Annotated in this window: 20 protein-coding genes, 5 tRNA genes and 1 riboswitch; of the genes, 18 read left to right on the top strand and 7 right to left on the bottom strand. The window is 73.4% G+C overall.

All coding sequences use genetic code 11. The annotated features are described in order from the left end of the window. Positions 1-77: 77 nt before the first annotated feature. From ACIBG6_RS17115 to ACIBG6_RS17105, 3 genes are read left to right on the top strand one after another with little or no spacing between them, the layout of a single operon-like run. Positions 78-431, top strand: coding sequence for a hypothetical protein (locus ACIBG6_RS17115; RefSeq protein ID WP_399223415.1), 354 nt, complete (start codon positions 78-80; stop codon positions 429-431). A 55-nt stretch (positions 432-486) separates the two neighbouring features. Continuing rightward, entirely contained in the window at positions 487-1,218 is a 732-nt protein-coding gene (locus ACIBG6_RS17110) for a DsbA family protein (RefSeq protein WP_399223414.1), read from the top strand. Continuing rightward, positions 1,215-2,057: a cytochrome c biogenesis CcdA family protein gene (locus ACIBG6_RS17105; protein ID WP_399223413.1), complete on the top strand. Its 843-nt coding sequence runs from the start codon at positions 1,215-1,217 to the stop codon at positions 2,055-2,057. The genes ACIBG6_RS17110 and ACIBG6_RS17105 overlap by 4 nt, the downstream gene beginning before the upstream one ends. 128 nt (positions 2,058-2,185) lie before the next feature. Here ACIBG6_RS17105 and ACIBG6_RS17100 read toward each other — a convergent pair. The 3 genes from ACIBG6_RS17100 to ACIBG6_RS17090 form a co-directional block, all read right to left on the bottom strand. Next, positions 2,186-2,259, bottom strand: a tRNA-Phe gene (locus tag ACIBG6_RS17100). 22 nt (positions 2,260-2,281) lie between these two features. Continuing rightward, a tRNA-Asp gene (locus tag ACIBG6_RS17095) sits at positions 2,282-2,355 on the bottom strand. Between the two features lie 38 nt (positions 2,356-2,393). Continuing rightward, a tRNA-Glu gene (locus ACIBG6_RS17090) sits at positions 2,394-2,466 on the bottom strand. Between the two features lie 127 nt (positions 2,467-2,593). On the opposite strand from ACIBG6_RS17090, the gene ACIBG6_RS17085 reads away from it, so the two are divergent. The 5 genes from ACIBG6_RS17085 to ACIBG6_RS17065 all read left to right on the top strand — a co-directional run bounded on the left by ACIBG6_RS17085 (position 2,594) and on the right by ACIBG6_RS17065 (position 9,874). After that, a complete protein-coding gene (locus ACIBG6_RS17085) occupies positions 2,594-2,944 on the top strand; it encodes a metallopeptidase family protein (protein ID WP_024756838.1) in 351 nt (116 codons plus the stop codon). A 119-nt stretch (positions 2,945-3,063) separates the two neighbouring features. After that, positions 3,064-3,834 (top strand): hypothetical protein, encoded by a 771-nt coding sequence (locus tag ACIBG6_RS17080; RefSeq protein ID WP_399223412.1) that lies wholly within the window; start codon positions 3,064-3,066, stop codon positions 3,832-3,834. 198 nt (positions 3,835-4,032) lie between these two features. Then, entirely contained in the window at positions 4,033-6,432 is a 2,400-nt protein-coding gene (locus ACIBG6_RS17075; RefSeq protein WP_399223411.1) for a DEAD/DEAH box helicase, read from the top strand. A gap of 153 nt (positions 6,433-6,585) precedes the next feature. Beyond that, positions 6,586-9,705, top strand: a complete 3,120-nt coding sequence (locus tag ACIBG6_RS17070) for an FG-GAP-like repeat-containing protein (protein WP_399223410.1) — start codon at positions 6,586-6,588, stop codon at positions 9,703-9,705. A 96-nt stretch (positions 9,706-9,801) separates the two neighbouring features. Further along, positions 9,802-9,874: transfer RNA gene (locus tag ACIBG6_RS17065), tRNA-Lys, on the top strand. Between the two features lie 66 nt (positions 9,875-9,940). Here ACIBG6_RS17065 and ACIBG6_RS17060 read toward each other — a convergent pair. Both ACIBG6_RS17060 and ACIBG6_RS17055 read right to left on the bottom strand, forming a co-directional pair. Beyond that, positions 9,941-10,393 carry a pyridoxamine 5'-phosphate oxidase family protein gene (locus ACIBG6_RS17060; protein WP_399223409.1) on the bottom strand — a complete coding sequence of 151 codons (453 nt, stop codon included), beginning with the start codon at positions 10,391-10,393 and terminating at the stop codon, positions 9,941-9,943. Between the two features lie 9 nt (positions 10,394-10,402). Next, positions 10,403-10,762 carry a VOC family protein gene (locus ACIBG6_RS17055; protein ID WP_399223408.1) on the bottom strand — a complete coding sequence of 120 codons (360 nt, stop codon included), beginning with the start codon at positions 10,760-10,762 and terminating at the stop codon, positions 10,403-10,405. Between the two features lie 149 nt (positions 10,763-10,911). On the opposite strand from ACIBG6_RS17055, the gene ACIBG6_RS17050 reads away from it, so the two are divergent. The 3 genes from ACIBG6_RS17050 (at position 10,912) to ACIBG6_RS17040 (ending at position 15,899) form a co-directional block, all read left to right on the top strand. After that, the gene (locus ACIBG6_RS17050) at positions 10,912-13,752 is read left to right on the top strand and encodes an ATP-binding protein (protein ID WP_399223407.1); all 2,841 of its coding nucleotides are present in this window, start codon (positions 10,912-10,914) and stop codon (positions 13,750-13,752) included. 150 nt (positions 13,753-13,902) lie between these two features. Next, positions 13,903-15,285, top strand: coding sequence for a diacylglycerol/lipid kinase family protein (locus ACIBG6_RS17045; protein ID WP_399223406.1), 1,383 nt, complete (start codon positions 13,903-13,905; stop codon positions 15,283-15,285). A gap of 20 nt (positions 15,286-15,305) precedes the next feature. Then, entirely contained in the window at positions 15,306-15,899 is a 594-nt protein-coding gene (locus ACIBG6_RS17040; RefSeq protein WP_399223405.1) for a phosphatase PAP2 family protein, read from the top strand. Between the two features lie 35 nt (positions 15,900-15,934). Here the strand turns inward: ACIBG6_RS17040 and ACIBG6_RS17035 are convergent, their stop codons facing one another. Both ACIBG6_RS17035 and sigJ read right to left on the bottom strand, forming a co-directional pair. Continuing rightward, entirely contained in the window at positions 15,935-17,245 is a 1,311-nt protein-coding gene (locus ACIBG6_RS17035; RefSeq protein WP_399223404.1) for a DUF1254 domain-containing protein, read from the bottom strand. Between the two features lie 102 nt (positions 17,246-17,347). Beyond that, positions 17,348-18,304: an RNA polymerase sigma factor SigJ gene (sigJ, locus tag ACIBG6_RS17030; protein WP_399223403.1), complete on the bottom strand. Its 957-nt coding sequence runs from the start codon at positions 18,302-18,304 to the stop codon at positions 17,348-17,350. Positions 18,305-18,488: 184 nt separating this feature from the next. Between sigJ and ACIBG6_RS17025 the strand changes: the two genes are divergently transcribed. The 7 genes from ACIBG6_RS17025 (at position 18,489) to ACIBG6_RS16995 (ending at position 24,188) form a co-directional block, all read left to right on the top strand. Then, positions 18,489-18,983 carry a rhodanese-like domain-containing protein gene (locus ACIBG6_RS17025; protein ID WP_399223402.1) on the top strand — a complete coding sequence of 165 codons (495 nt, stop codon included), beginning with the start codon at positions 18,489-18,491 and terminating at the stop codon, positions 18,981-18,983. 51 nt (positions 18,984-19,034) lie between these two features. Beyond that, positions 19,035-19,108 (top strand) — tRNA-Met (locus ACIBG6_RS17020). Between the two features lie 126 nt (positions 19,109-19,234). After that, complete coding sequence (locus tag ACIBG6_RS17015; RefSeq protein WP_399223401.1) at positions 19,235-19,975, top strand: MerR family transcriptional regulator; 741 nt, start codon at positions 19,235-19,237, stop codon at positions 19,973-19,975. Positions 19,976-20,080: 105 nt separating this feature from the next. After that, a complete protein-coding gene (locus tag ACIBG6_RS17010; RefSeq protein WP_399223400.1) occupies positions 20,081-20,464 on the top strand; it encodes a hypothetical protein in 384 nt (127 codons plus the stop codon). Between the two features lie 74 nt (positions 20,465-20,538). Continuing rightward, positions 20,539-21,579, top strand: a complete 1,041-nt coding sequence (locus tag ACIBG6_RS17005; RefSeq protein WP_399223399.1) for a PLP-dependent cysteine synthase family protein — start codon at positions 20,539-20,541, stop codon at positions 21,577-21,579. After that, positions 21,576-22,805: an MFS transporter gene (locus ACIBG6_RS17000; RefSeq protein WP_399223398.1), complete on the top strand. Its 1,230-nt coding sequence runs from the start codon at positions 21,576-21,578 to the stop codon at positions 22,803-22,805. Before ACIBG6_RS17005 ends, ACIBG6_RS17000 begins: the two co-directional genes overlap by 4 nt. A 114-nt stretch (positions 22,806-22,919) precedes the next feature. After that, entirely contained in the window at positions 22,920-24,188 is a 1,269-nt protein-coding gene (locus tag ACIBG6_RS16995) for a PP2C family protein-serine/threonine phosphatase (protein ID WP_399223397.1), read from the top strand. Between the two features lie 201 nt (positions 24,189-24,389). Next, positions 24,390-24,537: riboswitch (cyclic di-AMP (ydaO/yuaA leader) on the top strand. Positions 24,538-24,540 lie beyond the last annotated feature (3 nt).

The following is a 24,540-nucleotide window of genomic DNA, read 5'->3' as shown; positions in this document are numbered from 1 at the left end:
ACGAGAAGCGGCGAACCGATTTCCGGGTGGGGGTGCGTACTATTTCGGGCACGTCGACCGGACCCGAGAGGTATCGCATGTTCCGCACCACCCGCGCGCTGGCGGCCTTCGCGGCGCTGACGGGTCTGGTGCTGGGCCTGCTGGTGTGCGGGACGGTGACCGTGGCCGCTTCTGCCGCGCCGCCCGGGACCCAGGCCGTCGCCGTCGTGCCGGGCTGCGACCCGGGCCACGCCGTCGACACCGGCGCCTCCGGTCCCGTCGTACCGCCCCGGGCCAACGGCTTCGCGGAGCTGCTGCCCGCGCTGGCCGCCGACCGGACGCCGTGCGCGGTCCGGCACGGGGAGCCGGAGGGGCGGGGGACGACACCGGGCCGCGAGCCGCCCGAGCGCGTGGCGCCGTCACCGGTGGAGCTCTCGATCCTGAGGGTGTAGACGGACGGCCGCACTCCGCCGTCCTTCTCCCTTTCCTCCTCAGGAGCGCTTCCGCATGTCCAAGTCCAAGCCGATCGTGATCGTCTCCGCGGTGGCGGCCGCCGCCGTGCTGCTCGGCGTCGTCTCGTACACCGCCACCGCGCCGTCCGCCGGCGGCGCGGGCGGCTCGTCCGCCGTCGCCGAGGTCTCCGCCGATCCGTCCGCCGGCGTCTATCCCGAGCTGGAGGCGTACGCCCGCCGCGACGCCTCCGACAAGCTCGCCCTGGGCCGGGCCGACGCGCCCGTCGTCCTCATCGAGTACGCCGACTTCAAGTGCGGCTACTGCGGGAAGTTCGCCCGGGACACCGAGCCGGTCCTCGTGAAGAAGTACGTGGACCAGGGCACCCTGCGCATCGAGTGGCGGAACTTCCCGATCTTCGGCGAGGAGTCGGAGGCCGTCGCCCGCGCCTCCTGGGCGGCCGGGCAGCAGGGCCGGTTCTGGGAGTTCCACAAGGCCGCGTACGCCGAGGGGGCCAAGGAGAAGGGCTTCGGGAAGGACCGGCTCGCGGCCCTCGCGAAGGAGGCCGGCGTCCCCGACGCCGCCCGGTTCGCGAAGGACACCGACGGGACGGCGGCCCGCGAGGCCGTCCGCGAGGACCAGGAGCAGGGGTACGCGCTCGGCGCGACCTCCACCCCGTCCTTCCTCGTCAACGGCCGCCCGATCGCGGGCGCGCAGCCCCTGGAGACCTTCACCGAGGCCATCGAGGCGGCGGCGAAGGCGGCCAAGCCCGCGAAGGCCGGGCAGTGACCTCCGGCATCGGGTACTTCGCCGCGTTCCTCGGCGGCCTGCTCGCCCTCCTCAGCCCGTGCAGCGCCCTGCTCCTGCCGGCCTTCTTCGCGTACTCGATCGACACGCGCGCGAAGCTGGTGGCGAGGACCGGGATCCTCTACGCGGGCCTGGCGACCACCCTCGTCCCGCTGGGCGCGGCCGGATCCTTCGCGGGCCGGTTCTTCTACGGCAACCGCGACCTCCTGGTGACCGTCGGAGGCTGGCTGATCGTCGGGCTCGGCGTCCTCCAGCTCCTCGGCCTGGGCTTCGCCTCCCGCCGCATCGCCGAGGCGAGCGGCCGCATCCGGCCGACGTCGGCGCTGTCCGTCTACGCCCTCGGCCTGGTCTACGGCCTCGCCGGCTTCTGCGCGGGGCCGATCCTGGGCAGCGTCCTGACGGTGGCGGCGCTGAGCGGCAGCCCGGCGTACGGCGGGCTGCTCCTCGCGGTGTACGCGCTGGGCATGGCGGTCCCGCTGTTCGTCCTCGCGCTGCTCTGGGAGCGGTACGACCTGGGCCGGCGGCGCTGGCTGCGCGGCCGGCCGCTGCGGGTCGGCCCCTTCACGCTCCACTCGACCTCGGTCCTCTCGGGCCTGTTCTTCATCGCCCTCGGCACGCTCTTCCTGGTCTTCGACGGGACGACCGCGCTGCCGGGGCTGCTCTCGGTGGACGAGTCGTTCGCGGTGGAGGAGCGGGTGGCCGAGCTGGGGCGCGCGGTGCCGGACTGGGCGCTGCTCGTCGCGGTGGTGACCGTGGTGGCGGTGGCGCTCGTGGTGCGGGGACGGCGTGGGAGCCGTACGGGGGAGCGCGAGGAGGTGTGACCGTACGCGGGGAAGGGGCGCGGGCCCCTTCCCCGTACACGGGTGTCCAGGCGTCCGGTGTCCGGGTGGGCACGTGCGTGCGGGGAAACGACGAAGGCCCCGTTCTTTCGAACGGGGCCTTCTGTTTGTGGCTGGGGCCGGGGTCGAACCGGCGACCTATCGCTTTTCAGGCGATCGCTCGTACCAACTGAGCTACCCAGCCACGAAGCTGTTTCCAGCTTCAGCGACTCTGACGGGACTTGAACCCGCGACCTCCACCTTGACAGGGTGGCGAGCTAACCAACTGCTCCACAGAGCCTTGCAATGTGCGAGACAAGTCTCGCACACGTTAATGCGTACCCCCAACGGGATTCGAACCCGTGCTACCGCCTTGAAAGGGCGGCGTCCTGGGCCACTAGACGATGAGGGCTAAGGGCCCGCCGGGGCGCTTCTCAGCGCGTCGGGGACGTGAGAAGCATATGGGATGTCGGCCGCGATCGCCAAAACGGTTTCCGCGCACCCCCGGCGAGTCCCTCCGACGGGGGGACAATGAGCGCGTGCTGGAGATGACGCGCGAGGAGTTCGAGGAACTTGTCGCCGAGGCGCTGGACCGGATCCCACCGGAACTCGCCCGGCTGATGGACAACGTCGCGGTGTTCGTGGAGGACGAACCCGCCCCGGACGATCCCGAGCTGCTCGGGCTCTACGAGGGGACGCCGCTGACGGAGCGCGGCGAGTGGTACGCGGGGGTGCTGCCGGACCGGATCACGATCTACCGGGGGCCGACGCTGCGGATGTGCGAGTCACGCGCGGACGTGGTCGCGGAGACCGAGATCACGGTGGTGCACGAGATCGCCCACCACTTCGGCATCGACGACGAGAGGCTGCACGCGCTGGGCTACGGCTGAGCCGAGGCGTGTCCCTCGCGGCGCAAAGGGAGTTGGGCAGGGCAACGCGTTCCGTTCCTGCCTGTTGTGTCCCTGGAGGTGCCCCCGTGCGCCATTTGCCCACCCGTTTGCCCACCCGTGTGAGATGGGCCGCCGCCGCGCTGGCCGTCGCGGCCTGCGCCGGTCTGAGCGGCTGTATGAGCGTGAGTGACGAGGGGGCGAAGCCGGCGCCCGGCGCGTCCGGGGGGAAGCGCGGTGTGGCGGCCGAGGCCGCCGGCGGCGGTGGTCTCCAGGACGGAGGCGGCGATTCCTGGAACGGGAGCCCGGACAAGGGCGGGCCCGACGCGGACGGCGGCGGGAAGTCCCCGGTGCCGAGCGGTTCGCCGACGACCTCCGCGAAGCCCTCGCCGGGCGCGTCGCTGCCCTCGGATGGCCCTGACGGTATCGGGGGCTCCCCGAAGCCCGGGCAGACGGGCGGCGGTGCCGGCGGCGCCGCGGGCGGTCAGCAGGGCTCGGGCGGGGGCCCTGCCGACGGCGGAAGCGGCGGCAACGGCGGCAACGGCGGGAGCGGCGGGGGCGGCGCTGCCGGGGGGAGCGGCGGGAACGGCGCGAGCGGGGGCAGCGGCGGCGGCGGTGACGGCGGCGCGGGGAGCGGTGGCGACGGCGGCGGGGCCGGTGGCCCGGGCGGCGGCGGGGTGACGCCGACGCCGGAGCCGACCCCGAACCCGACCGAGCCCCCGACGCCGGAGCCGACCCCCGAGCCCACCCCGGAACCGACGCCGGAACCGACATCGAATCCGACCGATCCGCCGACCCCCGGACCCGAGACCCAGCTGGGTGCGATGCGGGCGGCGGACGGGCCGGGAGCGCCGTCGGAGCCGGCGGCATCTCCGCAGGTCGGACCGGTGTGACGGAGTCCGGTTTGCCATAGGTGGGGGAGGGTGCGTATGGTGGTAGATCGTTTGATCCCATTGCCCGGCGCCGACACAGAAGAGCGCCGTGTGGCGCGTACTCTCCCTAGCCGTGGCTGACCGCATTGAGGCGGTCGATTTGCGAATTCACGGAGTTGACGGGCGCGTGCCGAGACTCCGGAAGGTTTCGCATTTCGCATGTCCATTTTCAGTTCTGACCACGCCGTCATGCCCGAGAACGACGAGATCGTAGAGGCCGTAGAGGCCACCGAGACTGTCGTCACCGAGGCTGCGGCCCCCGCCGAGGCCCGTGCCGAGGCCGTCATCGACACCGACGACGACACCACCGACTTCGACGACGTCGAGGACTCCGCCGAGGCCGACGAGGCCGACGAGGAGCCCGCCGAGCCCACCATCACCTTCGGCGACCTCGGTCTGCCCGAGGGCGTCGTGCGCAAGCTCGCGCAGAACGGCGTCACGACCCCCTTCCCGATCCAGGCCGCGACCATCCCGGACGCCCTGGCCGGCAAGGACATCCTCGGCCGTGGCCGTACCGGCTCCGGCAAGACCCTCTCGTTCGGTCTGCCGCTGCTCGCCGGCCTGGCCGACGGTCACACCGAGAAGAAGAAGCCCCGCGGCATCATCCTCACGCCGACGCGTGAGCTCGCGATGCAGGTCGCGGACGCCCTCCAGCCGTACGGCGACGTGCTCGGCCTCAAGATGAAGGTCGTCTGCGGCGGTACGTCGATGGGCAACCAGATCTACGCCCTGGAGCGCGGCGTCGACGTCCTCGTCGCCACCCCGGGCCGTCTGCGCGACATCATCAACCGCGGCGCCTGCTCCCTGGAGCAGGTCAAGATCGCCGTCCTCGACGAGGCCGACCAGATGGCCGACCTGGGCTTCCTGCCCGAGGTCACCGAGCTGCTCGACCAGATCCCCGGCGGCGGCCAGCGCATGCTCTTCTCCGCCACCATGGAGAACGAGATCGGCACCCTGGTCAAGCGCTACCTGACCGACCCCGTCACGCACGAGGTCGACAGCGCGCAGGGCAACGTCACGACCATGACCCACCACGTCCTCGTCGTGAAGCCGAAGGACAAGGCCCCGGTCACCGCGGCGATCGCCGCCCGCAAGGGCCGCACGATCATCTTCGTCCGCACCCAGCTGGGCGCCGACCGCATCGCCGAGCAGCTGTGCGACTCGGGCGTGAAGGCCGACGCGCTGCACGGCGGCATGACGCAGGGCGCCCGTACCCGAGTCCTCGAGGACTTCAAGAAGGGCTACGTCAACGCCCTCGTGGCGACCGACGTCGCCGCCCGAGGCATCCACGTCGACGGCATCGACCTGGTCCTCAACGTGGACCCGGCCGGCGACCACAAGGACTACCTGCACCGCTCGGGCCGTACCGCCCGTGCCGGCCGTTCCGGTGTCGTGGTCTCCCTGGCCCTGCCGCACCAGCGCCGTCAGATCTTCCGCCTGATGGAGGACGCGGGCGTCGACGCCTCGCGCCACATGGTCGGCGGTTCCGGCGTCTTCGAGCCCGAGGTCGCCGAGATCACCGGCGCCCGTTCGCTGACCGAGGTCCAGGCCGACTCCGCGAACAACTCGGCCAAGCAGGCCGAGCGCGAGGTCGTCGACCTGACCAAGCAGCTGGAGCGCCTCCAGCGCCGTGCGGTCGAGCTCCGTGAGGAGGCCGACCGTCTGGTGGCCCGCGCCGCCCGTGAGCGTGGCGAGGACCCGGAGGCCGCTGTCGCCGAGGTGACCGAGGCCGCCGAGGCCGAGGTCGCGGCCGCTGCCGTCGAGGCCGAGCGTGCCGCTCGCGCCGAGGAGCAGCGCCGTGAGGAGCGCCCGGCGTTCCGCGACGAGCGCGGCAACTTCGAGCGCCGTGACCGTGGCGGCGACCGCGGTGGCGACCGTGGCGGCTTCCGCGGTGGCGACCGTGGCGGTGACCGTGGTGGTTTCCGTCGCGACAACGACCGTCCGTCCTCGGGTGGTTTCCGTCGTGACGACCGTCCGTCGGGCGGTTTCAACCGTGACGACCGCGGTGGCGACCGTGGTGGCTTCCGTCGCGACAACGACCGTCCGTCCTCGGGTGGTTTCCGTCGTGACGACCGCCCCTCGGGTGGCTTCAACCGCGATGACCGCGGTGGCGACCGTGGTGGCTTCCGTCGCGACAACGACCGTCCCGCCTCGGGTGGCTTCCGTCGTGACGACCGCCCCTCGGGCGGCTTCAACCGTGACGACCGCGGTGGCGACCGTGGCGGTGACCGTGGTGGCTTCCGCCGCGACAACGACCGTCCCGCCTCGGGTGGCTTCCGTCGTGACGACCGCCCCTCGGGCGGCTTCAACCGCGACGACCGTGGCGGCCGCCCCTTCGAGCGCCGTGACAACGACCGTCCGGCCGGCGGCCACCGTGGCAGCGACCGTCCGTTCAACCGCGACCGTCGCGACGACCGCCCCGCCGGCGGCTTCCGCGCCGGTGGCGGCGACCGTCCGTACGGCCGTCGCGACGACCGCCCCGCCGGTTCGACCGGTTCGACCGGTGGCTCCTCCTTCGGCCGCCGCGACGACAAGCCGCGCTGGAAGCGCAACGGCTGAGTCCGCGTAGCACCCTGAGTCAGGGCCCGTACGAGCACTTCGGTGCTGGTACGGGCCCTGACTCGTATCCGGGACCCGTATCCGGGATTCGGGTGGCCGTTCGGGCGGATACGCTCGGCCGGTCATCAGGTTGCCCTGGGGAGGGACCTCTCTTTGTCTCGTTTCGCACGCGCGCGGCGTCCCCGCACGCGTACAGCCGTCCTCGCCACCGCGCTCCTCGCCTCGGCCGTCGGCCTCTCGCCCGCCGTGGCCGCCGAGGCGTCGCCGATCGTCGGAGTCGACCAGCTCGACATCGCGCCGAACTGGCGGGCCGTGCCCCGGCAGGTGACCGTCACCGCGGCCGGCCCCACGGGCTACGTGCACGAGACGGAGGACCCCGACCGGTCCTACGGCGGGCAGCTGGAGTGGACGGACTTCACCGACCCCACGAAGAGCGTGCCGCTGGGGTACGGGACGACGGCGGCCCTGCCCTTCGCCGAGTCCGGCACCGGTGGGCGTTACCTGTACGTCCAGCGCGGTATCGGCGTCCATGCCGTCCGCGACCTGGAGACCGGCACCGAGCAGTCGCTCGACATGCCGGCCGACGCGAGCTACCGGGGGCTGCTCGGCTCCACCCTGCTCTTCCAGCAGTACGCCTCCGCCGAGGACCACTCCACGACCGTCGGCTCCTACCTGGTGCGCGCCGACGACCCGAACGGGACCCGCACGCCCGTCACCGGCTGGCCCGAGGGCGCCTATCGGCACGCGGCGCCGCTCGTGGCCGGCGACGACTCCGTCGCCGTGATCCGCTTCGGCCGGTCCGGCGACCCGGCCGCGTACGGCTACTCCGACCTCGGCGTCATCGACCTGCGCACCGGGCAGATGACCGTGATCCCGGCACCCACCCCGCAAGGGAGCGGGCGCGGCGTGCCGGTGGCCGTGAGCCCCGACCGCATCGCCTGGATCGACGAGAACCGCACCGTCCACGTGCGGCAGCGGTCGGCCCTGACCGGACCCGAGCAGAAGATCGTCCTCCCCGAGGGCCTGAGCACCGCCCGTGTCGCCCTCGTCGGCGACTGGGTCCTCGCCCTGGGCGAGGCCTCCGGCGCCGATGCCTCTCTGAAGCGGAAGCTGGTCGCGCTGCACCCCGACGGGCGCTCCCAGACCCTCCTGGCGAAGGCCGAGGCGGAGCTCACCCAGTTCGCGGGCGGGGGCGCGGCCGTCGTCGGCGGGACGTCCTCCTCCGACTGGTCCGCCTTCAAGGCCGTCGCGGCGAAGGACGGCGGCGCGCCGCTCCTGGAGAAGCTGAGCCGCGTGGAGCCGCTGCCCGCCGAGGTGCGTTCGCTCGCCCTCGGCGCGGGCCGGCTCTCCACGCTGGAGCTGGACACCAGGATGGGCAGCGGCTTCTACGGACGGACGCCGCTGCCGGTCGGGCCGGTGCACACCGGTCATCCGCAGTCGGTGTGGGCGGGCGCCGAGTCGAAGCGGCTGGAGAGCAGCACGCCGCTGTTCGACAGCGGTGACGGCCGTACGGTCTATCTGGCCCATGACGACTTCACGCCGCTGGAGGTCACCGCCCGTACCTCCGCCGGTCAGGTGAGCCGGGTGTCCACCGGCGAGACGGACGGACGGATCGTCGACGTCTTCGGCCGGCGGGCGGTCTTCCAGGGCCGCGGCAAGACGCTCGTCGTGGACCTCGACGCGCAGACGGTCGTCAGCAGCAAGGTGTCCACGGCGCCGGTGGCCCTCTGGGGCGACACCCTGTACGCGGGCACGGCCACGGCGGGCGAGGTGGCGCGGACCGACCTGGCCACCGGCAAGGACCTCGGCAAGGTCACGACCGGGACGGCGTGCGTCCCGACGGAGCTCCAGGCGTCCGCCGGACGCTGGCTGTACTGGTCGTGCGGGCGGACCCAGCAGGGCGTGGTCGACCTCAGGACGAACACGAAGCTGCGCTTGTCTCCGGAGATGTCCGCCGACACCCTGCTGGGCGACGGCTACGTCGTCGACCGGGACGCCGACGCGTACCTCCGGGTCACCGACCTCACCAAGGTCACCTCCGGCAAGCCCGAGGTGCGCAGGCTCGTCGACGCCGCGCCCGTGCGCGGCGCCCGCCGCGAGTACTGGACCGTGGACCGCTTCGGCGGGGCCGTCGCCTACAAGGACGCCCGGAACCTCGTCCACGTCGTGTGGCCCGGCGTCCCCACCTCCAGCCTCACCGCCGCCTCGTCGAAGGTGCCGGCGACCATGCGGCTCCAGGACGGCTGGAAGGCGTACTGGACGCTGTCCAAGCCCTCGTCGTACTGGCAGCTGACGGTGCGCGACGTGCACTCCGGGAACCCGGTCCGTGCCTACGGGGGCGGCGAGACCCGGAGCCGTATCGACGTCTCCTGGGACGGCAGGACGACGGCGGGGAAGCCCGTCGCGAACGGCCGGTACACCTGGCACCTCCAGGCGAACACGGCGGACGGGCAGGGCAGCGACCTGTCCGTGACCGGCACGGTCACGGTCTCCGGCGGCCAGCCGGCCTGGCGTGACATGGCCGGGAACGACACGCAGGGCGATCTCCTGGTGATGGACACGGCGGGGCTCGTGTCGATGTACCGGGGCACCGGGTACAGCAGTCTGTCGGCGCGGATCGCGGGCAGCGGCGTGAAGTTCCCGACCGCTTCGGTCCTGGTGCCGTTCGGCGACGTGAACGCCGACGGGTGCGCGGACGTGCTGGTGCGCGTCGGGGACCAGTTGCGGGCCTACCGGCCGGGCTGCGGCAAGGTGGTCTCGGCCTCGTCGCCGTACACGACGATCGGCTCGGGCTGGGGGCAGTACGACGTCCTGACGTCCCCCGGCGACGCGAACGGTGACGGGTTCACCGATCTGATCGCACGCCAGACGTCGACGGGTGACATGTACTTCTACGCCGGCACCGCCGACCACCGGGTGAAGTCCCGGGTCCGGATCGGCACGAACTGGAAGCTGTACAAGAAGGTCGTCGGCGCCGGCGACCTCAACGGCGACGGGCGCGGCGACCTGCTAGGCGTGGACGCGTCGGGCGTGCTGTGGCGGTACCACGGCACGGCCACCGGCGGCGTGACGGCGCGGGTGAGGGTCGGCAGCGGCTGGGGCGTCTACACCTCTCTGGTGGGCGTCGGCGACATCTCCGGCGACGGCTGCGCGGACCTCGTCGCCCGTGACACGGAGGGCCGGCTGTACGACTACGACGGCACCTGCCGCGGCCCGTACGGCTCCCGCATCCTGATCGGCGGCGGCTGGAACGCGTTCAAGGCCCTCTTCTGACACGGCGCGCTACATGACGCACGGCGCGGCCGGTGTCGGATACCCGATCGGTTCCCGGGAGCTCTCGGGCTATGCTGCTCGGGTGTGCTTGTCCACGGGCCGTTAGCTCAATTGGCAGAGCAGTGGACTTTTAATCCATTGGTTGTGGGTTCGAGTCCCACACGGCCTACTGACTGCGCCGACGAGCGCCCCGATCGGTTTCGACCGGTCGGGGCGCTTCGTCGTTTCCGCGGTGTCAGTGCACCGGCCGGCCGGCGCGCAGGAGTTCGCGGGCCGGGAGTTCGTTCGCCTCGCGCCAGGCCTGGACGCGGTGCGGGGTGATGCGGAACCAGCGGTACGGGGCCGGCTCGGCGCGCGGGTCGAAGCCGGTTCGTTCGGTGAAGCGGTCGCCGCGGTCCCGCGGCAGCGCGTCGATCTCCAGGACCTCGACCGTGCCGTCGATCATCGACACGTCGCGGGTGTGGCCGAGGCCCACGCGGACGCGGCCGGTGGCGGCCAGGTTGCGGCCGGTCGGGCTGTTCGCCGGAGTGGACACGAGCAGGGCCTCGCCGTCCCAGTCGAAGGACAGCGGAACCAGGTACGGGGTGCCGTCCGGTGAGGCGGTGGCCACCCAGACGTCGACGTCGTGCGCCAGCCGGTGCTCGGTGTCCTGGCGGCGCTGGGCGCGGGAGCGGGGCGCGGCGGTCATCCGTCCGGCTCAGCTGTCCTGGAGGAGGCCGATGAGGTTGCCGTCGGGGTCGACGACCGTGGCGACCAGGCGGCCGCCGCCGACGTCCTTCGCCGCGTCCTTCACCGTGGCGCCCGCGGCGGTCACCTCGGCGAGCTTCGCCTCGATGTCCGGCACGTGCCAGTAGGCGAGCGACGAGGTGAGGCCCTGCGGGCCGCCGCCCGGCAGCAGTCCGATGTGCTGGCCCTCGGCCTCGAAGGCGACGTAGTACGGCTCGTCGATCTGCGGCGCGACGCCGAGCAGAGCGGCGTACACGGCCTTGGCCTTCGGCAGGTCGGACACGGGGTGCAGCACCGTCTTGATTCCCTGGGTGGTGGACGTACCGGACATGGTCACTCCTGTGGTGTGTGTGGGGCTGTGGTTTCCGGCGGTCTCTCGTTCGCCGTGGTTCCACTCTCCGTCAGGCGGGCGGCCCGCGCCTCCGTGGTGACCACGGAAAGGACTACGGAACGGACTCCGTACGAGCCGATAATGACGTCGTGTCCACTTCAGAGATCTCGTCTCGGGAAGCCGACGTGCTCGCTCTCCTCGGGGAGCACCTCAGCAATGCCGAGATCGCCGCGCGGCTGTTCATCTCCGTCCGGACCGTCGAGTCGCACGTCTCCTCGCTGCTCCGCAAGCTGGCGGTGCCGGACCGGCGGGCGCTCTCCCGGCGGGCGGCCGAATCCGCTCCCGTCGCGATGCCGGCGCCCGTTCTCCCCGCGCCCCTGACGGCCTTCGTCGGCCGTGTGCGGGAGCGCGGGGAGCTCACGGAGGCACTGAAGACGTACCGGCAGGTCACCGCGGTCGGTCCCGGCGGCGTGGGCAAGACGCGGCTCGCGCTGGCCGTCGCCGCCGAGCTGGCCGACGACTTCGCCGACGGGGTCTGGTTCGTCGACCTCGCCCCGGTCACCGATCCGGGCCGGGTGGGCGCGGCCGTCGCGGCCGCCGTCGGTGTGGGCGAACAGCCCGGGCGGGGTGTCGACGAGTCGCTGTTCGCCGCGCTGGCGGACCGTCACGCGCTGCTGGTGTGGGACAACTGCGAGCAGATACGCGACGGCGTGGCGCCCTTCCTGGAGCGGCTGCTCGCGGCCTGCCCGCGCGTGCGCGTGCTCGTGACGAGCCGGGCCCGGCTGATGGTGCCGTTCGAGCGGGTCTTCCCCGTCCCGCCGCTGTCGCGGGACGGAGGCGGGGAATCGGAGGCCGTGGAGCTCTTCCTGGAGCGCGCGGCGGCGGTCGGCGTACGGCCGGATCCGGCCGTACGCGACACGGTCGTGGCCCTCTGCGAACGCCTCGACGGCATGGCGCTGGCCATCGAGCTCGCGGCCGCGCGCTGGCCCACGCTCGGGCTCGACGGGCTGGTCGCCGGGCTCTCCGACCAGTTGCGGATTCTCGCCGGCGGGCCCCGCGCCGCCGACCGGCACCGGTCGGTGCGGGCGGTCCTCGACTGGAGCCACGACCTGCTGGAGCCGGCGGACCGGGCGCTGCTGCGCCGGGTGTCGGTCTTCGTGGTGCCGTTCACCGCCGAGGCGGCCGCGGAGGTCGCGGGTGTCGCCCCGCTCGATCCCGGCGCGGTCGCCGACGGGCTCGGCCGACTCGCCGAGCAGAGCCTGCTCACTGTCACGCCGTCCGCTGCCGGCACCCGCTACCAGGCCCTGGAGACCATCCGGCAGTACGGCGCCGAGCACCTCGCCGAGGCCGGTGAGTCGGCGGTCGTCCGGACGCGTCACGTGGCGTGGTGTCTGGACCGGGCCACCGGCCTCCTGGACGCCGGCGGCGCGGACTGGCGCGCCCGGTTCGACGCCGTGGCCGAGGACCTCAGGGCCGCCCTCGCCTGGGCCGCCGCGCAACCGGAGCTGCGCGCGGACGCCCATCGGCTCGCCCTGTCCCTGGCGGAGGCGGCTTTCACCCGCAACCTGCTCGGCGAGGCCCAGGAGCGGTACGAGCAGGCCGCCGCGCTCGCCGATCCGGGTGCCGAGGTCGGGGAGTCCCTGCGGCGCGCCGCCGCGGTGGCCGGGTGCCGGCGGCTGGGTGACGACATGTTCCGCCTGCACCGGGCCGCCGGGGAGGCCGCCCGCCGGGCCGGCGACCTCGCCGGGGCGGGCCGCGACCTGGCGGCCGCCGCCACCGTCGCGTACCGCTTCTCCAGCGAGTTCACGCGCCTCCCGTCGGCGGAGGAGGCGACGACCCTCCTCGCGGAGGCGCGGGAGCTGTCCGGGGGCGAGGTGGGCGAGGTGGGCGAGGCGGTCGAGGTGGGCGAGGGCGGCGAGGCGGTCGAGGGCGGCGTGTGCCCCGCCGTCGCCGCCGTCGCGCTCGCCGAGGCCGCCGTGCTCGCGGACGCCTTCGGCGCCGTTCAGGGCGCCACGGACAACACCGTGGAGGAGACGATCGCCCTCGCCGAGCGGGCCGTCGCGCTCGCCCGGAGCGTCGGCGACCCGGTGGCGGAGTCCGCCGCCCTCGACGCGCTCTCCGGCGCCCGGAGCTGGGCCGGTGACACCTTCGCCGCCGCGGCCGCAGCGCGCCGCCGGATCGACCTCCTGAGCCCCCTGCCGCCGGACCCCGCGCGTACGCACGAACTCCTCGACGCCCTCGCCATGGCCTCCGGAACCGCCCTCGGCGCCGGCCGGCTGGCCGAGGCCCGCCGCTGGGGGCGGCAGCTCGCCGGCCATCCGATCCTCGCGGAGGTGGGGCACCACGCCACGGCCTGGCTCCTGGTCGCGGACGCCTTCGCCGGCCGCGGCGACGACGTGCTGACCGGCAGCGGGCGGTTCCTCGACGCGTGGGAGCGGAGCGGCCGTCAGCAGTCCTTCTCCCTCGGCCCCGCGGCCGCCTCCGTCGCCATGGTCCACGGCCTGCGCGGCGACGACGACGGCCGGGCGGAGTGGCTCGGGATCGTCGACCTGGCGGGCACCGCCGACGAGTACCGCCACGGCTACGGCGCCATCCTCGACGCCACGGTCCTGCTCCACGAAGGGGACGCCGCCGCGGCCCTCGACCGGGTCGCGCCGGAGCCGGAGCAGGTGTGGAAGTGGGTCACCTGGATCTGGCTGCACTGGTACGTGGCCCTCCGGGCGGAGGCGTCCGTGCTCGCCGGGCACCCGGACGCCCGGGCCCGGACGGCCGCCGCCCGCGCCGTCGTCGCCGGCAACCCGGTCGCCACCGCCCAGCTGGACCGGGCGGAGGCGCTGCTCGACGGCGACCAGCCGCGACTCCTCGCCGCGGCACGGGCGTTCGACGCGGCCGGCAGCCGCTACCAGGCGGCGCGCACGCTGCTCCTCGCCGGGGGCGAGCACGCCGCCGCCGGTACGGCCGCCCTCGCCGGACTGGGCCTGGCTCTGTAAGGCTTCGTGTGGCCCCCGCGAGACCTGCGTAACGCCCCCGCGAGGGGCGAACCCGGGCGACTCGAAGATCTTTTCCTCCGAACGGGCCTTTCCGGAGCGCGGAGTGAGGGACCGTGGGGGAATGTGGATCCGGAGCATGGAGGTGGGTCGGTGACGGCGAGCGGTTCCGGTGATCCGGCGAGGTCGGCCCGGCGGCTGGCCCGTTGCGCGCTGCTGGCCGCGGCCGGCGCGGTGGCGGCGATCGTGACCGCCCTGACGGGCGGAGTGCTGATCCTGCTCACCGGGCTCGTGGGGCTCGTCGCCTCGGCCATGGGCCTCTGGTGGTTCTTCGCCCATCGCGGGCTGCCGCGGGTGCTCGGCGGGCTGCTCGCCGTGGCCGCGCCGATCGCCGTCCTGGTCCTGTACGTCGTCGGCGGCGTCTGGGGCAACGCGCTGGTGGCCCTCGCGCTCTGGGGCACGGCCCTCGGCTGCGCGCGGACCGCGCTGCGCCGCCCCGACCGGGAGCGGAGCGCGCTGAGGAGCGGCGCCCCCGCGCCCCGCCCCCGGCGGCCCGTCCTGATCATGAACCCGAAGTCCGGGGGCGGGAAGGTCGGCCGTTTCGGGCTCGTCGCGCGCGCGGAGGCCCTGGGCGCCCAGGTCGTCCTGCTCGACCTGTCCGCACAGATCGACGTCACCGCGCTCGCCCGGAAGGCCGTGGCCGACGGCGCGGACCTCCTCGGCGTGGCCGGCGGCGACGGCACCCAGGCGCTGGTCGCCGCGGTGGCCGCCGAGCACGACCTGCCGTTCCTCGTCATCTCCGCGGGCACCCGCAACCACTTCGCCATGGACCTGGGCCTCGACCGCACGGACCCGGCGACCTGTCTGAACGCCCTGACCGACGGCGAGGAGCTCCGGGTCGACCTGGGCGAGGTCGCCGGGCGCCCCTTCGTCAACACCGTCTCCTTCGGGGTGTACGCGGACGTCGTCCAGCGCCCCGAGTACCGCGACGCGAAGGCCGGCACCGCCGTCGAGGCCCTCCCCGACCTGCTCCAGGGCGGGGAGGGCGCGCGCCTCGACGCGACCGTCGACACCCTCCGGCTCCCGGCCCAGCAGGCGCTCCTCGTCAGCAACAACCCTTATGCCGCGCCCGATCCCTTCGGTGTCGCCTCCGCCCACCGGCCGCGCCTCGACCGGGGCGAGCTCGGGGTGATCGGCATCCGGGTGGACGGCGCCGCGCAGGCCGCCGAGCTGGCGGTACGGGGGACCCAGTCGGCCGGCCTGAACGTTCTGACGGCCCGTAGGGTCGAGGTCGTGGAAAGCCCGGGAAGTGGCGGCAACGGCAACGGCAACGGCAACGGCAACGGCAACGGTGGGATCTCCGTCGCCGTGGACGGGGAGGCGCTGACCCTGCCCACGCCGGTCGTCTGCACCCTCCGCCCCGGCGTCCTGCGGGTCCGTGTCCCGCGCGACCGGCCGGGGACGGTGCCTCCCCTGCCGCCGCTCGACTGGCGGCGGATCACCACGCTCGCCTTCCACACCCCTCGTACCCCCTGAACCATCCCAAGGAGTGGCGCATGACGGACATGACAGCGGAGACGGCGGAGCCCGAGACCTTCCAGGCCGTCCTGCACGACCTCCGCGCCGTCGACGGCGCCGTGTACGCCGCCGTGGCCGCCACGCCCACGCCCACGCTCGACACGGCGCTGCGCCGGCTGTCCACCGCGGCGAACCACTCCAAGATCTCGCTCGGCGTCGCCGCCGCGCTCGCCCTCGTCCCCGGCCGGCCCCGCCGGGCGGCCCTCGCGGGCGCCGGGGCGATCGCCGTGGCCTCGGCCACGTCCAATCTGCTGGGCAAGCGGCTCGTGCGCAGGCCGCGGCCGGACCGGGAGGCGGCCCGGGTGGTGGTGGGCCGGCACGTCCCCATGCCCGACTCGGCCTCGTTCCCCTCCGGGCACACCGCGTCGGCGGTCGCCTTCGCCACCGCCGTGGGGGTCGTGCTGCCCATCGCCGCCGTGCCCCTCGCGCTTCTCGCGGGGGCCGTCGGCTACTCCCGGGTGCACACCGGGGTGCACTACCCGGGCGACGTCGCCGCGGGTGCCGTCCTCGGCGTCGCGAGCGCCGCCGTCTCCCTGGCGGCCGTGACCTGGGTGGCCACCGGGGAGCGGTGACGCGCGGTCGGTGACGCGCGGTCGGTGACTCGCCGTCAGTCGGCGACGGTGAGGGGCGGGAGCCGCCAGCCGCCGTCGAGGACGGACGGATCGGGGCCGTACACCCGGATGGCGACGGTGAAGGGGCCGTCGGGAGCCGGCAGCCAGTTCGCGGCCCGCTTGGGGTCGGCCGGGCGGTCCTTCCGGATGTGGAGGGTGAGCCCGCCGTCGTCGTCGTACACGAGCCTCGGGGTGCGGTCGCCGATCGAGTACCGGTCGATCTCGTTGTCGACGAGCAGGCGTTCGGGCAGCCGGTAGATCGTGGCCGACCAGAAGAAGCGGGCCGGCGGGAGCTGCCCGGGCGGGAAGCGGACGGTGTGCGCGTGGTGCGCGGCGGTCGGCGGCCGGTTGCCCCGGTCGTCCTGCGCCCAGCCCGCGTACCAGGCCTCGGCGGCCGGGAGCCCGTACAGGCCCTTGTCGACACCGACCGCTCGGGTCAGGTAGTCCGTGCCGTGCTCGGCGCGGGTGCCGAACCAGTGCGTGGAGTCGACCGCGTCCCTCTTGGCGTCCTCCAGCCGGGCGCGGGCGTCGGCGATGCCCTGCTCGACGGCCGTACGGAGTTCGGGGCCGAGGGCCGACGGTTCGAACTCGCCCGTGCCGGAGACGCCGAGCGCCGCCAGGCGGTCGCGCAGCTCCCGCTCCTGCTCCAGGACGGGGAAGAACCCGAGCAGGAAGTCGAGGAGCGTGAAGAACTCGACGTTCCCGAGGTCCTCTTCCCGCCAGACCGGCCAGACCGGCTCGTCGACGGGGTGCGGCGCGGCCGTGTCCGTGTACGCGGAGAGGGGCCGCAGCAGGTACCGCTCCTGGACCGCGCGCAGGGCGGGTACGTCCGCGGGGCCGGACAGGTAGGTGCGGCCGAGGATGCCGACGAGGAAGGTGTCGGCGCGCAGCACGCCTGTGATGCCGTCGGGGACGGTGCCGTTCCAGCCGGGGCCCGCGACCAGGTAGTCGCCCGCCTCCTGGCCGGTCGTCCGGGCGCCGACGTAGCCGACGTACGAGGTGTCGAGGTCGTGGAACGGCAGCACGTAGTAGCGGTCGATCGCCGGGACGGAGACCACGACCGGCTCGGCGCGCAGATCGAGCCAGGCCCAGGAGTACGGGGTGTCGTTGTTCGGGGTCACCACGTCGGTGTTGGCGGCGGTGAACGGCTCCGAGTAGTGCCGGAAGCGACCGAAGCCGCCCACGTACCGGGGGTCGTCTGAGTCGATCGCCTGTGGGTACATCGTGCGGTAGTTCTCGAGGAGCGGGTAGCCCCAGATCCAGGCGTCGGCCGCCGTCCGGCGGGCCTCCTCGGGGGTCAGTCGCACAGCGGCCACCTTTGCGGGTTCGCGGACAGGAGGGGACCAACTCGTACAAAATCGCACGAAAGATCCCCTCCCGCATGCGGTGCGCGGTGTGAGGCCGGAGCCTCAGAACGTCGCGCGGGCCAGGTCCTCCTCCGAGAGGCCGAGCGCGGCGAGCCGCTCCGGGTCCGCCAGGATCTGGAGCCCGACGATCCGGTCCCCGGCGATCGTGAACGACATGAGGACGGTCGGACGGCCGTCGGCGACCGCCACGAACGCGGGCGAGCCGTTGACGACGACGGGCAGCGCCGCCTGACGGAACTTCGCGTACATGAGGGCCTGCGCGATGACGGCCTCGGCGCCGCGCACGACCTTGGACGCGGCCGCGAGGGCCATGCCGCCGTCCGCGCGCAGCACCACGTCGGGGTCGAGGACCGCGAGCAGGCCCTCGAAGTCGCCGCCGTTCGCCGCGGCGAGGAAGGCGTCGGCGATCTCCCGCTGGCGGCGCGCGTCCGGCCCCGCGGCGGGCGAGGCGTCCTGCACCCGGCGGCGGGCCCGGCTGGCGAGCTGGCGGGTCGCGGCGGGGGTGCGGTCCACGATCCGCGCGATCTCGTCGAAGGAGACGGCGAACATGTCGTGCAGCACGAACGCCAGCCGCTCGGCCGGCGACAGCGTCTCCAGGACGACGAGGAGCGCGAGGCCGACGGACTCGGTGAGCTCCGCCGTGTGCTCGGGGTTCATGGTGTCGGGGAGGCTGACGACCGGGTCGGGGACGTAGTACTCCAGCGGGTCCTCGCGGCGCGAGCCGCGGGAGCGCAGCATGTCGAGGCAGACGCGGCCGACGACCGTGGTCAGCCAGCCGCTGAGGTTCTGCACCGCGCTGACGTCGGCGCGGCTGAGCTTGAACCAGGCCTCCTGGACGGCGTCCTCCGCCTCGCTCAGCGAACCGAGCATCCGGTAGGCGACGGCCCGCAGGTGGCCCCGATCGTCCTCGAACCGCCGGGCCAGAGCTTCCTTGGTCTCGCCCGGCTCGTCCTTCAGGTCGCCGTTCACTCGTCGATCTCCCCCTTCGCGTCCCGTCATGCCTTCATGACGGATGGAACCCTGCCGATGTGACACGACCCGCGGTGTTCGAGCGGCCCGAACGGTCTCGTTGCGTGAGATCCCCGCCGCCCGGTGGCCAACGCCCGGGATTCCCCGGTCGAGGCCCCTGACCGCCGTGGATCCGTACTTCAGCACGATGATCTTCGTCCGTAGATTGATCACCATGACGACGACAACGACGCAGGTCAACCCCGTACTCCGCACCCCGCCGGCCTCTCCCGCCGCCGCTGCCGCCTACTTCTCCGCCAGCCTCGCCTTCCACGCCGACGTCTCCGACGTGGCCTCCGCGCTGGCCTCCGCGACCGCCGAGGGCACGGACCCGGGCTTCGTCGTGATCGACTCCCGCTCCACCGCCTCCTGGGACCAGGGGCACGTCCCCGGCGCGCTCCACCTGCCGACCGCGCTCATCCCGGAGCAGGCCGAGCAGCTCCTCGACCCGTCCGTGCCGGTCGTCACGTACTGCTGGGGTCCCGGCTGCAACGGCGCCACGCGCGCCGCGCTGGCCCTCGCCGAGCTGGGCTTCCAGGTGAAGGAGATGCTCGGCGGCTTCGAGTACTGGGTGCGCGAGGGCTTCGCCTACGAGACCTGGGAAGGGCCTGCCGAGAAGGCCGCGGACCCGCTCACGGCGCCCGTGGACTCCGACGACTGCGGCTGCTGAGAAACCGATTTCACGTTTGCGCCGGTCATGACGTAGAGTCGTGTTTACCGACGCGGGGTGGAGCAGCTCGGTAGCTCGCTGGGCTCATAACCCAGAGGTCGCAGGTTCAAATCCTGTCCCCGCTACTCAGTAGCAAACGAAGGCCCGGATCCGATTTTGATCGGATCCGGGCCTTCGTCGTGTTCCCGCACCACGCGTCATCGCGAAGTCCGCTTGACCTTGACGCGACGTCAAGATTTAGCGTTGTCGGCATGGAGTGGTCGATCCAAGAGATCGCCAAGAAGGCCGGCACCACCAGCCGCACCCTCCGCCACTACGGCGAGCGGGGACTGCTGGAGCCGAGCCGGATCGGCGCGAACGGTTACCGGTACTACGACCAGGCGGCGCTCGTACGTCTGCAGCGCATCCTGCTGCTGCGCGAGCTGGGGCTCTCGCTGCCCGCGATCGCCGAGGTCCTCAAGGGGCAGAGCGATCCGTCCGCCGCGCTGCGCACCCATCTGCTCCTCCTGGAGCAGGAGCGGGAGCGCATCGGCCGGCAGATCGAGGCCGTCCGCACCACTCTCCACAAGACCGAGAAGGGAGAAGAGCTCATGGCAGAGGAAGTCTTCGACGGCTTCGACCACACGCGGTACGAGGAGGAGGTCACCGAGCGCTGGGGCCGCGCGGCGTACGAGAAGGGCGACCGCTGGTGGCGCTCGCTCGACGCCGAAGGGAAGAAGGCGTTCCTGGACGAGCAGGCCGGCATCGCCCGCGACTTCGGGCAGGCGGTGCCGGACGGCCTGGCCGCCGACAGCGACGAGGTGCAGGCGATCACGCGGCGCCAGATCGCGTGGCTGTCGGCCACCACGACCCCGACCAAGGCGTACGTCATCGGCCTCGGCCGCATGTACGTCGACGACCCGCGCTTCACCGTGAACTACGACAAGCACGGTGAGGGCACCGCGCTCCTCGTCCGGGACGCGATGGCGGTCTACGCGGAGCGGAACCTGTAGTCACCGCGCCGGAAGTGCTCGGAAGTAGTCGGAAGTAAACGGTGGCCGAAACCGCGCCCGTCGCTTTGCCGGTGCGCGACACCTCACCGTAGTCTCACGCGCACCATGAGTGACGAGCGTGCGAGTGACGTACGACGGCGGGCGCCCGCCGTCCTCGTCCTGTTCGCGCTCCTCGCCCTCGTGATGAGCGTCTGCCACGGAGCGCACGGGCACGTCCTGCCCGCCTCCGGCACCGCGACCGTCTCCGCCCCCGCGCTGCCGCACGGCTGCGAGCGGTCCGGCGAGGTGTGGTCGTTCGACGCCCACCTGCCCGCGCAGACCGCCGCCTCGCAGCTCGCCGCGCCGTACGTCTCAGCCGGGGTCGTCACCCCGTCCTCGTGCGCGGCGGACCACCGCACCGACCCCCGCGCGCGCTGCGTCCGGGGCAGGGCGGGACCCGGCCCCGAGCCGGGTCGTCTGCTGATCGCCCTCGGAGTGGACCGGAACTGAGCCGGGTCCCGAGCGTGCCCCGCACGCGCGTGACCAGGTTCCCTTCGGCGTACCACCTCAAGGACGTACCTCCCGTGAACAGTCTCCTGTTCGGCAACACCCCGCCCATCGCCGTCCAGACCGTCGGCAACACGCCCGTCCTCTGGACGGACGACGGCTACTGGGCCAAGCTCGAAGGCTTCAACTTCGGCGGCATCAAGGACCGCGCCGCCCTCTACATGGTCGAGCAGGCCCGCCGCCGCGGTGAGCTGCGGCCCGGCGCCCCGATCGTCGAGTCGACGTCCGGGACGCTCGGCCTCGGACTCGCCCTCGCGGGCGTGCTCCACGGCCACTCCGTGCACGTCGTCACCGACCCCGGCCTCGAACCGATCGTCGAGCGGATGCTCGTCGCCCACGGCGCCCGGGTCCACGTCGCCGCCGAGCCCAGCCCGCGGGGCGGCTGGCAGCAGGCCCGGATGGACCTGGTCGCCGAGCTGCTCGGGCGCCTCGACGGGGCCTGGTGGCCCAACCAGTACGGGAACCCCGACAACTGCGACGCGTACGCCGGGCTCGCCGCCGAGCTGTCCGGGCAGCTCGACCGGATCGACGTCCTCGTCTGCGCCGTCGGCACCGGAGGCCACTCGGCCGGGATCTCCCGCGCGCTGCGCGCCGGCGGCAGCCCCGCCCTGGAGCTGGTCGGGGTGGACTCGGTGAACTCCACCGTCTTCGGTCTCCCGGCCGGGGAGCGGCTGATGCGCGGCCTCGGCTCCTCCATCCATCCGGCCAACGTCGACCACGGGGCGTTCGACGAGGTCCACTGGGTGGCTCCCGCGGAGGCGGTACGGGCGGCCCGCCGGCTGGCCTCGCGTCAGTTCGCCACCGGCGGCTGGAGCGTGGGCGCGGTCGCGCTCGTCGCCGGGTGGCTGGCCCGCACCCGGCCGCGCGGGACGCGGATCGCGGCGGTCTTCCCCGACGGGCCGCAGCGGTACTTCGACACGGTCTTCAACGACGAGTTCTGCGCGGCGCACGGGCTCCTCGACGGGCCGGTGCGGGAGGACCCCGTCGCGTACGAGGCGGACACGCCCGTCGACGGCTGGACCCGCAGGGTCCTGGACCGGCGGGGGCTGGGGCGTTGAGCACCACGACCGCGCCTCCCCAGGGAGGCGTCTGGAAGCAGAGCCGCACCTTCGACCCGGCCGTGCGGCTGCTCTTCCTCAACCAGCTCACCATCAACCTCGGCTTCTACATGCTCATGCCGTTCCTGGCCGCGCACCTCGCGGACGGGCTCGGCATGGCGGCCTGGTCGGTCGGCCTCGTCCTCGGCGCCCGCAACCTCTCCCAGCAGGGCATGTTCCTGGTCGGCGGGGCGCTCGCCGACCGGCTCGGCTTCAAGCCGCTCATCGTCGCCGGCTGCGCGCTGCGGACGGTCGGCTTCGGGGCGCTCGCCTTCGCTCAGTCGCTGCCGATGCTGATCGCCGCCTCGCTCGCGACCGGGCTCGCGGGGGCGCTGTTCAACCCGGCGGTCCGGGCCTGCCTCGCGGCGGAGGCGGGGGAGGAGCGGCGGGTGCAGGCCTTCGCGCTGTTCCACGCGTACTACCAGGCCGGCATCCTGCTCGGGCCGCTCGTGGGGGTGGCGCTGACCGGGGTGTCGTTCCGGCTGACGTGCACGGTGGCGGCCGTCCTGTTCGCCGGCCTGACCCTCGTACAGCTCCGGCATCTGCCCGTCCGCGGCGGGGACGCGCCTTCGGCGGGGGAGGACGGGCGGGGGCAGTTCCGTACGGTCCTCTCCCACCGCACGTTCTGGCTCTTCTCCCTCGCCATGACCGGCTCGTACGTGCTGTCGTTCCAGGTCTATCTGGCGCTGCCGCTCGCGGCGGAGGGCACGGGGCTCACGACGGCGCTGTTCGTCGTCTCGGCGCTGGTCGCGCTCGCCGGGCAGCTGCGGATCACGGCCTGGTGCCGGCGCCGCCTCGACCGCGAGCGGTGCCTGGTCCTCGGGCTCGCGCTGATGGGCGGGGCCTTCCTGGTCCCGGCGGCGCTGGGCAGGGGCGTGGCGGGGCTGCTGCTGTGCGCGGCGGTCCTGGCCGTCGCGAACGCCGTGCTCTACCCGTACGAGATGGACACCGTCGTCGCCCTCTCCCGGGGGCGCTGGGTGGCCACCCACTACGGGCTCTACAACACGGTCTGCGGGATCGGGATCACCCTCGGGAACCTGGCGACGGGCGCGCTGCTCGACGTCACGGGGTGGTCGGCGGTGCCGTGGCTGGCGCTGTGCGCGGTGGGTCTGGTGTGCGCGGGGGCGGTCGCCCTCCTCGCCCGCGGCGGACGTCTCGCGGAGCCGCCGGCGCCGGAAGCCCCTTAGGGGGCGTACGCCAGTCGGCCCCACGGGGGTCGCCGCCGGGTGCGGCGGCGGCCACCCTGGGAGGGCGCGGTACGAGAACACCGTGGCCGGTACGGACCGGGCAGGAGAGCACAGGTGGGGCACCCCCGAGGAGCAGCGGGTCGCGGGCGGCGGGGCGGAGAGGGCCGCCCCGGCACGTACGGACGGGCCCGGCGGTTCCTCCGGGCGCTGCCCCCGCTGATCATCGTGGGCGGTGTCGTCTTCGACCTGTCGACGCCGGCCACGTACACGGCCGCGCCGCTCTTCTCCGCCGCCCCGCTGATCGCCGCGCCGTTCTTCTCGACGCTCACGACCCTGCTCACCGGGATCGCCGCCGTCCTCGCCTCCGTCGGGCTGCACGTCTACAACGGCACGGCGACCCAGGTCCCGTCCCTCACCGAGGTCTTCACCGTCGTCACCGTCTCCGCGCTCGCGATGCTGGTCAACCGGGTCGTGCGGCGCAGCGGCGAGCGGCTGGCCTCCGCCCGGGTCATCGCGGAGACCGCGCAGAAGGCGGTGCTGCCGACGCCTGCCGAGCGGATCGGCGGGCTGCAGTGCGCGGCCCGTTACGAGGCGGCCCAGGCGGACGCGTTCATCGGCGGTGACCTGTTCGCCGTGCAGGACACGCCGCACGGGGTGCGGCTCGTCGTCGGGGACGTGCGCGGCAAGGGGATGGAGGCGGTCGAGGCCGTCGCCGTCGTGATCGGGGCGTTCCGGGAGGCGGCCGAGCAGGAGGCGAGTCTGGAGGGGGTGGCGCAGCGGCTGGAACGGGCGCTGGCCCGGGAGGGGACCCGCAGGGACGGGCTCGACGCCTTCGAGGGGTTCACGACGGCCGTCCTGGCGGAGATCCCGCGCGCCGACGGGACGGGCGGGGGCGAGGGCGAGGGTGACGCCGGGAGCGTGCGCGGGGCCGGGAGCGTACGGGTCGTCAACCGCGGCCATCCGCCCCCGCTGTTGCTGTACGCGGACGGGAACCTGGACGTGCTGGATCCGGCGGAGCCGGCGCTGCCGCTCGGCATGGGCGAGCTGGCGGCGTGGCCGGACCGGGCCGAGGAGCGGCCGTACCCGCCGGGCGCGACGCTGCTGTTCTACACGGACGGCCTCTCGGAGGCGCGGAACACGGAGGGCGTCTTCTACGACCCGGCGTCCCGCCTCGCCGGGCGGATCTTCCCGGGACCCGAGGAACTGCTCGACGCCCTCGTGGACGACGTACGGCTCCACACGGGTGGCGGGTCGACGGACGACATGGCGCTGCTCGCGCTGAGCAGGCCCGCGACGGGGCAGCAGGAGCGGCGCCGGACGATGCCGGTGGTGCCGCCGGCGTCACCGGGAGCGCCCCCGATCCGCCCCGGTCACCAGGCGTAGTCGCGGGGTGTCGCTGCGATAACAATTGACATAACGTCAGATCGCGAGTGTTTGGCCGTCTCTTGCTGAAGGGCGGTCAACTCGGGCGATTCCCCACCAATTCAATGAATGATCACCGGGAACAGCTTGGAATCGGACCCCCCTGTCTATTAACGTTCGATAACGCAGCGCGGTCGTCACAACCGTCGCAAGAGACGGCACCGTGCGCACGCGCCGAATCCTGAAAAGGAACCGGGGAACCACTACTTGGGGTGAATCGGGCCCTTCGCACCTTGTGCGACCGCGCCCGTAGGAGACCTTCCTGCTCCGAACCCGTCAGCTAACCCGGTAGGCGAGAAGGAAGGAAAGGAGC

This window comes from Streptomyces sp. NPDC050842, assembly GCF_044456565.1.
In the GTDB taxonomy this organism is placed as follows: domain Bacteria; phylum Actinomycetota; class Actinomycetes; order Streptomycetales; family Streptomycetaceae; genus Streptomyces.
Note: the sequence above shows the minus strand (reverse complement) of the source record. Positions and strands in the feature narration are given on the sequence as shown.